Here is a 9,013-nt window from a genome sequence, read left to right as displayed (position 1 = left end):
CGTCACGTTCTGCTAAGAGAAATTCGTGTAACATTATGAATGTTATTAATTTTAGACTTATTCTACATCAGGAGATCGCTAAAACAGCGATCGCACCCACCCCGATCCACCCCAGAACAATTTCCCAAAGTATAATGTTTTGACGTCAAAGATCGTGTTTTAGTTAATGTATAATTTATACAAAATCTAATAAAACATTCAAAAGTGGTAGATGAAATTGAACTTATTTATCTAGCAAGATATAAGAAGTATTTAATGATTTATGCTTTAGTGAGAAATCAGGAAACTAATCAGGAATCTTGCGGAGGTCGAAAGTTAATCAACAGAAACTGATGAGCAAGTTGTTAGCTGTGGATGGACAACCCCGATCGCTACACCATTGGAATCGCCAGTGGGGCACTTTCAGATGCATTAACTGATGTTGGAATCAATGACGACTTTATCCGAGAATTGGGCAAGACTCTGGAGCCTAGAACCTCTGCTATCTTTATTCTTGCCCGCAAAGTTACTCTAGATAAAGTTCTAGAAGAATTAAAACCCTTTGACGGCAAAGTGTTACGAACTTCGCTCTCGAATGTCGAGGAATGTGCTTTTACCCATTTTGTGGTCTAGTTTGTGAACCATAGCTGCGCCCTAAGCGTAGCTATGCCGCAGGCTTTACGGCTACACGCAGTACAAGCGCCAAATACCCAATTCAAAACTAATTTGGAGATCAAACCAATGAAAATTCTCGTCGTTGGAGCTTCACAGGGAACCGGCGCACTTTGCGTCAAGTCATCTTCTAAAAAATCCCATAAAGTAAACGATATCGGTTTTGAAAATTAATCAACCACAGAAATCTCGAACAAAAAAGGAACAATAAGTATGAAATCTTCTGATTTATCTAAAGCTGTTTTGGCGACTGTCTTTGCCATGAGTTTTGCTTCTGTGTCCTTACCTCCTTCTGTTTCTGCCCAAAGTGGAGGCACTGGTAGCGGAGCCGGAGCCTCCAGTGGTGGCACTTCAGGTACAGGCACTTCAGGTACAGGCACTTCAGGTACAGGCACTTCAGGTACAGGTGCTTCAGGTACAGGTACTTCAGGCACAGGTGCTTCAGGTACAGGTGCTTCAGGCATAGGTACTTCAGGTACAGGTACTTCAGGTACAGGTACTTCAGGTACAGGTACGATGGGTATTCATGGAGGTACAAGCACTTCCAATACTGGAACAACAGGCGGTGGAACAACAGGTACTAATAGCAATACAGGCATCACAACTGCCCAAAAAACTAGCGGGAGCAGTTTCGATTGGGGTTGGCTAGGTTTACTTGGTCTAGTCGGTTTAGCAGGTCTGGCTCGTAAGCGCGAAAAAGTCCAGGCTTATAACGATCCGAATGAAGTAACAGTTAATCCCTCCAAAATGAGCCAACGGTGAGTAAAAACCAGATACCAATCACAGGTAAAGCTGCTAAGACAAAGTGCAGCCATCGGGAGTTTTGGAGGGAACATCTCACTTTCTGAAGTAGCTCAAACCGACAATAATCCATTGAGGTAGGCACAGCGGTGAGCAAGGACTTGAGGCACATTTTCTCGTTTCCATTGTGCCCCAGAAATCTTTGTTCGACGGTCAATCTGTTTAACGGCAGATTCAACTGAACCAGAACCAATTGATCAAAAACGCGAAGAGTGCAAACAGAAAGAAGAAAGAAGCAATAACGATCCACATCGGGATTTTAGTCAAATTTATTACATAACTGCTTCCAAATCAGGCAGAGGGCACGAGGCACAAGATTGACATATTAACTACATCACATTGACGTAAATCTAATTAAACCTTTTGTGAAACCAGGAAGTCTAAATAATGTAGACAACTTTTAAATTCGTCATTCACAAATATGAGCAAGCATAAAGTTCCTTCGATTAGTATCTTCACAGGACTAGTAGCAATCGTTCTAGGTAACAGTCTCTTGATGACTTCGGGATCTGCGTATGCCGACTTGCCAGGGAAGCATCCTTATTACCTGCACGCCCTGACTGATTTACGCACTGCACGGTGGTTGCTGGAACATCGCCCAGGCGATGCTGCCGTTAGTGGACAAGAAGATGTTGCAATTGGGCAGATAAATTACACTATTAACGACATTAAGAAGGCATCTATTGATGATGGCAAAGACATCAACGATCATCCAAATGTCGATGTTCCCAATAATCATCCTGGACGCTTACATAAGGCAGAAGAAATATTGAAGAAAGTGCATTCTGATATCAAGCGTGAGGAAGACGATCCAACAGCCCGGGGCTTGCAACATCGTTCTCTTGTGCATATCGATGCTGCACTCAACGCGACTAAACGTGCCCTAAACGATGTTCAACATCATAAATAGAGACTTGATGGGCGAGCTGATCTCGCCCCTTTTAATTGAATAATTTTTGGGCTAGGGGTAAGCGATCGCCCTTGGTAGTTGGCAAGGATTTTCTGAAAAACACTGGCTTCGAGCTAAACTTGCTCCCCATTCGGTTTAGACCCCCAATCACATAACTATCATTCCATGACTAAAATATCTCAATCTCAGTCGAGAACTGCCTTATCTTTGTTACTACAAATGACCTTTGGTGCATTTGCACCTTTGGTTATTGCCAGTCCCACATTTGCTCAATCGACATTTACTGATGTTCAAGGCAATTGGTCGCAATCATGTATTTCTCAACTGGCTCAACAAGGAGTTATCAGTGGTTACCCAAATGGTACTTTCCGTCCCAATGCCTCTGTAACCCGCTCTGAGTTTGCCGCGATGATTGGTAAGGCTTTCCCAAATGCACAAAAGAGTCGTAATCCAGTTCAATTCGTAGATGTCCCCAGCAATTACTGGGCCCATAATGCAATTGCAACAGCCAACCAGACAGGCTTCTTATCCGGCTACCCTGGCCAGATTTTTAATCCTACTCAAAATATTCCTCGCGCTCAAGTTCTCGTCGCTTTAGCAAGTGGCTTAAATTACTTTCCCACTCAGTCTCCGACTACCACCTTAACTACAAACTTTGCTGATGCCAGTTCTATTCCTACTTATGCCCAGAGTGGTATTGCTGCTGCTACTGAAAAACGTCTGGTCGTAGATTATCCTGATGTTAAGTTCCTTAGACCTAATCAATTAGCTAGTCGTGCTGAAGTCTCAGCTTTTTTATGTCTTGCTTTAACACCCTCTGGACAAACCTCTAGTATTTCTGGGCAGTATATTGCAAATGCTACTGGCTCCTCAATCACTGCCCTACTTCACTCTGGAACTTCTATTCCTGTTAAATATCTAGATGCCAAGAAAATCGTTGTTAGTCCCAAGGAAACTGCACCTCTAACACTGATAGTCGCAACTGATATCAAAAATAATCAGGGAACTCTAACTATTCCTGCTGGTAGCCAAGTTGTTGGTCAATTGCAACCTGTAGACGGTGGTTCTCAATTTGTTGCTAGTCAGCTGATTATCAATGGTCAGCAGTTTCCAATTAATGCCTCTTCGCGTCCAATCACAACTACACAAGATGTACGTAGTCCTAACATCAAAGCTATCCTCCAAGATGCTGCTGTTGGCTCCGCCGCCGCCGCCGGAATTTCTGGCATCACTGGTAACAAGCATATTACACTTGGCAAAGTCTTAACTGGTACTGCCATTGGTACAGCCGTTGGCGCAAATCAAAATCGTAACGTTCTCTCGACTTTAAGAGATACCGCAATTGGGGCCGCCGCCGCCGCCGGAATTTCCGGCATCACTGGTAATCGTACTATCACTCCTGGAAAAGTTATCGGCGGCGCTGCAGCTGGCGCGACAATTGGCGGCATTATTGATCCCACTTCTACGAATCAAGTCGTTGTAATTAATCCTAATAGCGACTTAACTTTAACCTTAAATAGCGACTTCAGCAGATAAACAAAAACGGTGCGCCAACGCCACAATGCAATAGTTTCGCTCAATTCAATTGACTAATGCTACCAAAAGCCAAGCTTTTTAATGTACTCCGCTATTTCTTGTCAATGGGTAAGAACCACTCAACGGGTCGTAGACAATTTTCGCATAACAGCTATTTTCATTTGCATGTAAGCAGGCTTGATGGAGAGTACGGAAATCTTCTGAATCTTGGGAAGTACTAACTGAGTTTAAATATAATTTTTCACGCTTGGCAGCGATCGCGTTATCTAAGAGCGATCGTCCAACGGGCTTGGTCGTAAAAAAGGGATTAAATATTTGCTTGAAAGCATCTTCTCGTATTCCCAGTCCGTTGTTGGCAATACGAATTGTGACTTGATTTGGCTCTAGTAATTGGGTGCGAATATAAAAAAGCCGTTCTGAGTTTCTGAGCTTTTCACCCAGACATTTTGGTTGTGATAAAAATCGCCACGCTGTTCTAATGTAAAGCCACCCAACAACAATCCTAACCACACCTCCACCATCGGCATTTTCAATTCCTGTTGTAGTTTACTCAGAGAAATTTCATCTTTGACATTTATCAGGTAGTTAGCGATGGCGCTCTGCCATTTTTGGACATCCTCATCTGATGCCAAATTGCGGACATCTTCTAAAGTTGTCACCTCATCGAGCATTGCCAAAATATTCGCTTTTTCAACAGGCGCTACTACAGAATCACCCTCCTGGTTAGGATATAAAAATTGGTGTGGCCCATGTGGTTTAAAGGTTTGTGGTGTTTGCGGTTCAATCAAATCATCTAAATCTAGGTGCATTGTTGTCCGCACTAGACCAGCAAAGAGATCGGTGCTAACAACAGGCCCCAAAAGACTATTGCGATCGCGCGTATCTTGCAACAGCATTTCTGCACGAGACTTAAGAATATCCGCAATTTGACTGAAGGCAAGCGCTGCGGGGGAGCAATGCGATTTTGTGAGGTCTGGTCAAAAACAAGCGATCGCTAAACTTTTTGCTCAGTACAAAAAAATATTAGCTACATGTCAATTAGTATTAATACTAAAAAATCAAATATTTGATCAAGAACGTCTATAACAGGCGTTTGGAGTGCTGCCCTGATTATCATTATTGTTTTGCTCCCTGGTATATGTGAGCAATAATTATTTTATAACTACGAAAAAAGGTAGAATTCCTTATTAATAGTAGTTTTCAAGCTCTCAATATCAACATAAATGGAAAAAAAGATAGATGCAACTTTGGATTTAGCCAAATCGTTGAAAGACTTTGAAATTCAGGTTACTAAACTTTTAGAATTGACAAATGTTAGTGTTTGGGATGGGCAAGTTTTTAAAGAAAGAGAACAAAAAATTAGAGACTCAGCGCTCATTTTAGCGGGTCAATGTATCGCCTTATTTTTATATAATCTTTCCCAATCTCAAGATGCTCTCGACACAGCAATGAGCCAAAGTTATTTACAATTTATGTTGTTGACGAGCAAGGTAAAAAAGTGAATAGTTCTGAAATTCCTATTACGAATGATGGCACTTATGAAGGATATAAACCACTTTTGGAGATTTTAGAAGCGCATTTAGTTCACTTGGGAATTAGCCAAGCAAAACAAGTCTTATTAATCGCGGATGGGGCGGAGTGGATCTGGATACATATCCCTCCACTTTTGACAAGATTAGGATGCCCAGTCGAAACTTATCAGCTATTCGATTTTTATCATGTTACGGAAAATATAAAAGTATTTGCAGACGCGGCTTTTCAAGAGGAAGTACAGTCTAAAGAATGGTTTCTAAAAGTTAGAAAGAATTTAAAAAAAGGGAAAGCTAAATCCTTAATCAGCCAGATGGATGAGTTGATTGCTGTAGCTACTGGAGAGCGGTGTAAGATTATGGTAGTTAAGCGAAATTATATTTTAGATGCTTATCATAAAGGGCGTTTAAATTATGATAAAGCAATAGATAAAAAACTCCCTATTGGAAGTGGTGCTCTTTGAGTTTAATCCGCCAAGTTGTCAATTTAAGAATCAAAGGTAATAGTAAATTTTGGTTGAAAGAAAACGCAGCAAATGTTGTTACATCTGCGTTGTCAATGGATCGCTGGAAGTTGGGATAATTTTTGTGGTTCTATCTTTAACTCTTTTCTTAAAACTCAAACTGTTTGATACATTTTATACTTTGATCTTGCCTTTAATTTACTTTTTGGCATAATTCATACTAAGTATAAAAGACTGATTACAGATATTTTTATAAACAATCGTCAAATGACTTGCTAGCAATCTTTTTGAGATATTTCATCAAGATGAATTTTTGTGCAAACCAGTATTTTATTTGCAAATAAAATTACCTTGTACTTAAATATAATTTTTAGCGATCGCTTGTTTTTGACCAGACCTCACAAAATCGCATTGCTCCCGCGCTGCGGTTAATAACTGTGCCTCCAAGGGTAATTTTTCAAGCTCCGCATCTAAACATTCCCACATCGGTGCTAGTGTTGATGTCGCTGGAGATTCGGACAATTCATCTAATACATCCCAGATGGTTAATTGACGATATGTGGTCATCTCTAGGATTGTGGATGTAGAGGACAAGGACGCACTGGGCAATGGGTTGAAGCAATCTCAAACATATCCTTATATTGTATCCCCTCAATACTTCGGGGTAGGCAATTATTCTGGTTGCCACGACCAACCAAAGGGATAAATAGAAGATTTCTCACGAATAATAGTCGCCAAAGAGGGGATGATTCTCATCTTTGAAATGCGGTCACGCACGTACTCAAAAAAGCTAATTCCCAACTTACGAGTAGTGGCAACAAGAGACATAAAAGTGTCAATCGCCTTAGTACCCTCAGTAGTCTGAGTGGCGTAGCTAATATTACGTCGCTGCACCATAGTTCTAGCAGCTAACTCAGCAGGATTATTGTGCAATGGTAATTCTGGATGCTCTAAAACTAGAAGTAACTCGGAGGCAATGGCCTCCGTTAATCGTTTTCGTTCATCCAACTGCTCGTAACCACTTTTTGTATCGAACAGTTCCCAGAATTTAGATTTTAGTTCCCGTGCGAGTTCTGCCCTTGGAGAATCTCTATAAGCTAGTAGTTGTCGGTAGTAATTCCAAAATTCATCTAAGAACTGATCCAAAAGTTCTTGATGACAAGCAACGTAAGGATTTAATTTTTTATAATGCCGTCCCTCATGTACCCAACACAGAGCCAAATCCTCGGTTATTAACTTGAACTGAGGAGCATCATCACAAAGAAGAGTCTGCACCACTGGCCAGTCAGTTTGCTGATGATAAAAAGCGATCGCTGCTGCTTCCAAAACACGAGTACGTTGTTGAGAGCCTAATTTAGGTAGATACGTATCAAGTAGGGTCTCGAACTCAGTAGAGCTAAATACAGTTTCTTGAGGTAATAATTTCAGAGAATTTTTCCATTTAGTCGCCAGTTGGAAGTTCTCAAGCAATTCATAAGTTAGTGGATGAAGAATAAACTCAAGTTCCTGAGAGTTTTGTAATCCTTTGACTACGGTAAGTCTATCTTTCTTGGATGTCGTAAAGTAGATTGTATATAAAGGGTTGCAGATGACATTGGTGGTGTGGTTGACTCCGCCAACACGCGCACCAGTTTGGTCGAAGTGCTGCCAAGGACTGCTGGCTAGTCCCGACAAATAAATTTCACTTTTCTCGTTTTCAAAATCAGAGTGGTTTTTGATCAACAGGTTCGACAAATGACCTGCTGACATGAAAATGCCAATATCCTCTAAAAATTCCAACAGCTTACCTTGGGTCATGTTGCTCCCGTAGTATAGGCTGATGACAAGGGCTTTTACTCCAGGACCAAATTCTCCCCCGTAACCCAATGGTAGTTCTGCTAAGTACGTTTTTCCCTCGGATGGTGAGTAGTATTTCTGTTTGCGGAAAAGAACGTTATCGGTTGTGAGTTTGATGTCTTGAACGATGACTTCTTCGTAGCCCTTAAATTGCGCGTCTGCTGGCAGTTCCGACCGAGGATATTCTAGTATTTCTTCTCGGTCTATTTTGATACTTTCATTTTTACTGGTCTTGGTGTGCTTTTTTGGAGTTTCTCGTTCTTTCTCTGATGAGTGGTTGCTGAGTTCGCCTTTGTTCTTCTTGGCTTTTATGTCTGGCTTCCCTTGTTCTCCCTTCAGGCGGTTGTTTTCATCCCGCAATCTTTGATTTTCTTCTCGTAGTTCTTTGACCTGTAAATTTAATTCCTCTACGAGGTTCAATAATATCTCTACGGTTCGACGCACTGATTCATCTGCAATCCCTTTTGGGTCGATGGCTTGCAGCAAATCGTATACTGGTTTGTTCCTCGATTGGCTTTGCGTCATGTGTCATATTCTATATCACTGCTGTACCTACTAAGCTTTTTATTTTTTTCTGCTACCCCAACTTATTGAGCCGATACAGCAAAATGCTGTTTTTGTAGCATATTTGTAATACAAAGGTGGGGAATTTTGATATAGCCAGAGAAACACCACTACAGCCAAGACACCACGCTAACGCCCAACACCCAAGAGAGGAAATTTAAAGCCAGTGAGTAGATGTTCCATACCCTCGTGTTTTATATATAGAAAAAACCATTAGGGTATGGAACGTCTGTTAGAGTCACCTGAAAATTTACAAAATTTAACACAGCAAGCATCTGAGCCAGCCACAGAACAGCCACAAAATACCCTTTCTGTCAGCCAACAACAGCAACACCTAACAGCGCCTAGCCAATCTCCCACATCCAACGCCCAACTCACCCTAATTGACCAACTAGTGAAACAGGCAGGGCAAGAAATTGAATTAGTAGACGCTGCCATTCGACAATAACTCTACTACGTCAGCCCTACCTCTTCATACTCTTATTTTGGCTAAGGTATTGCTTGTGTAAATGCTTTTTTGGAATATTTTCACAACCACTTCAAACAAATATGAAGTGTGGGTATTTAACTAACTTGTGTAAATGCTTTTTCCGGTCAGGGTAAATAACGCTTAGGCGTAAGTATCGCCAGCCCTAAAATTGTGTTTCCTACGTCTGTTTTAAGCAAAATTTTCAGCACTATTACTTATTGACAAATTGTTTATGACCTCAAACTGTCAATTG

Annotated in this window: 8 protein-coding genes and 2 pseudogenes; 6 read left to right on the top strand and 4 right to left on the bottom strand. The window is 41.2% G+C overall.

Annotated elements, in window-relative coordinates:
* The first annotated feature begins 354 nt into the window (after positions 1 to 354).
* The gene (locus V7K76_RS17975) at positions 355 to 612 is read left to right on the top strand and encodes a DUF1269 domain-containing protein (protein WP_334779976.1); all 258 of its coding nucleotides are present in this window, start codon (positions 355 to 357) and stop codon (positions 610 to 612) included.
* A 252-nt stretch (positions 613 to 864) separates the two neighbouring features.
* A complete protein-coding gene (locus V7K76_RS17970) occupies positions 865 to 1,413 on the top strand; it encodes a WGxxGxxG family protein (RefSeq protein WP_334779975.1) in 549 nt (182 codons plus the stop codon).
* A gap of 92 nt (positions 1,414 to 1,505) precedes the next feature.
* Here the strand turns inward: V7K76_RS17970 and V7K76_RS17965 are convergent.
* Positions 1,506 to 1,649, bottom strand: a pseudogene (locus V7K76_RS17965) (ISKra4 family transposase); the annotation flags it as partial.
* A 224-nt stretch (positions 1,650 to 1,873) separates the two neighbouring features.
* Here V7K76_RS17965 and V7K76_RS17960 point away from each other — a divergent pair.
* Complete coding sequence (locus V7K76_RS17960) at positions 1,874 to 2,362, top strand: hypothetical protein (RefSeq protein ID WP_334779974.1); 489 nt, start codon at positions 1,874 to 1,876, stop codon at positions 2,360 to 2,362.
* Between the two features lie 165 nt (positions 2,363 to 2,527).
* Positions 2,528 to 3,898 carry an S-layer homology domain-containing protein gene (locus V7K76_RS17955; protein ID WP_334779973.1) on the top strand — a complete coding sequence of 457 codons (1,371 nt, stop codon included), beginning with the start codon at positions 2,528 to 2,530 and terminating at the stop codon, positions 3,896 to 3,898.
* A gap of 383 nt (positions 3,899 to 4,281) precedes the next feature.
* Here the strand turns inward: V7K76_RS17955 and V7K76_RS17950 are convergent, their stop codons facing one another.
* The gene (locus tag V7K76_RS17950) at positions 4,282 to 4,794 is read right to left on the bottom strand and encodes a hypothetical protein (protein ID WP_334954003.1); all 513 of its coding nucleotides are present in this window, start codon (positions 4,792 to 4,794) and stop codon (positions 4,282 to 4,284) included.
* 327 nt (positions 4,795 to 5,121) lie between these two features.
* On the opposite strand from V7K76_RS17950, the pseudogene V7K76_RS17945 reads away from it, so the two are divergent.
* A pseudogene (locus V7K76_RS17945) lies at positions 5,122 to 6,059 on the top strand (hypothetical protein).
* A 189-nt stretch (positions 6,060 to 6,248) separates the two neighbouring features.
* On the opposite strand, the gene V7K76_RS17940 reads toward V7K76_RS17945, so the two are convergent.
* Positions 6,249 to 6,458, bottom strand: a complete 210-nt coding sequence (locus tag V7K76_RS17940; protein ID WP_335029915.1) for a hypothetical protein — start codon at positions 6,456 to 6,458, stop codon at positions 6,249 to 6,251.
* A gap of 105 nt (positions 6,459 to 6,563) precedes the next feature.
* Complete coding sequence (locus V7K76_RS17935; RefSeq protein ID WP_335029914.1) at positions 6,564 to 8,252, bottom strand: IS66 family transposase; 1,689 nt, start codon at positions 8,250 to 8,252, stop codon at positions 6,564 to 6,566.
* Positions 8,253 to 8,511: 259 nt separating this feature from the next.
* Here V7K76_RS17935 and V7K76_RS17930 point away from each other — a divergent pair, with 259 nt between their 5' ends.
* Positions 8,512 to 8,739, top strand: coding sequence for a hypothetical protein (locus tag V7K76_RS17930; RefSeq protein WP_335029912.1), 228 nt, complete (start codon positions 8,512 to 8,514; stop codon positions 8,737 to 8,739).
* Positions 8,740 to 9,013 lie beyond the last annotated feature (274 nt).

The organism is Nostoc sp., from assembly GCF_036917975.1.
GTDB lineage: Bacteria > Cyanobacteriota > Cyanobacteriia > Cyanobacteriales > Nostocaceae > Nostoc.
Note: the sequence above shows the minus strand (reverse complement) of the source record. Positions and strands in the feature narration are given on the sequence as shown.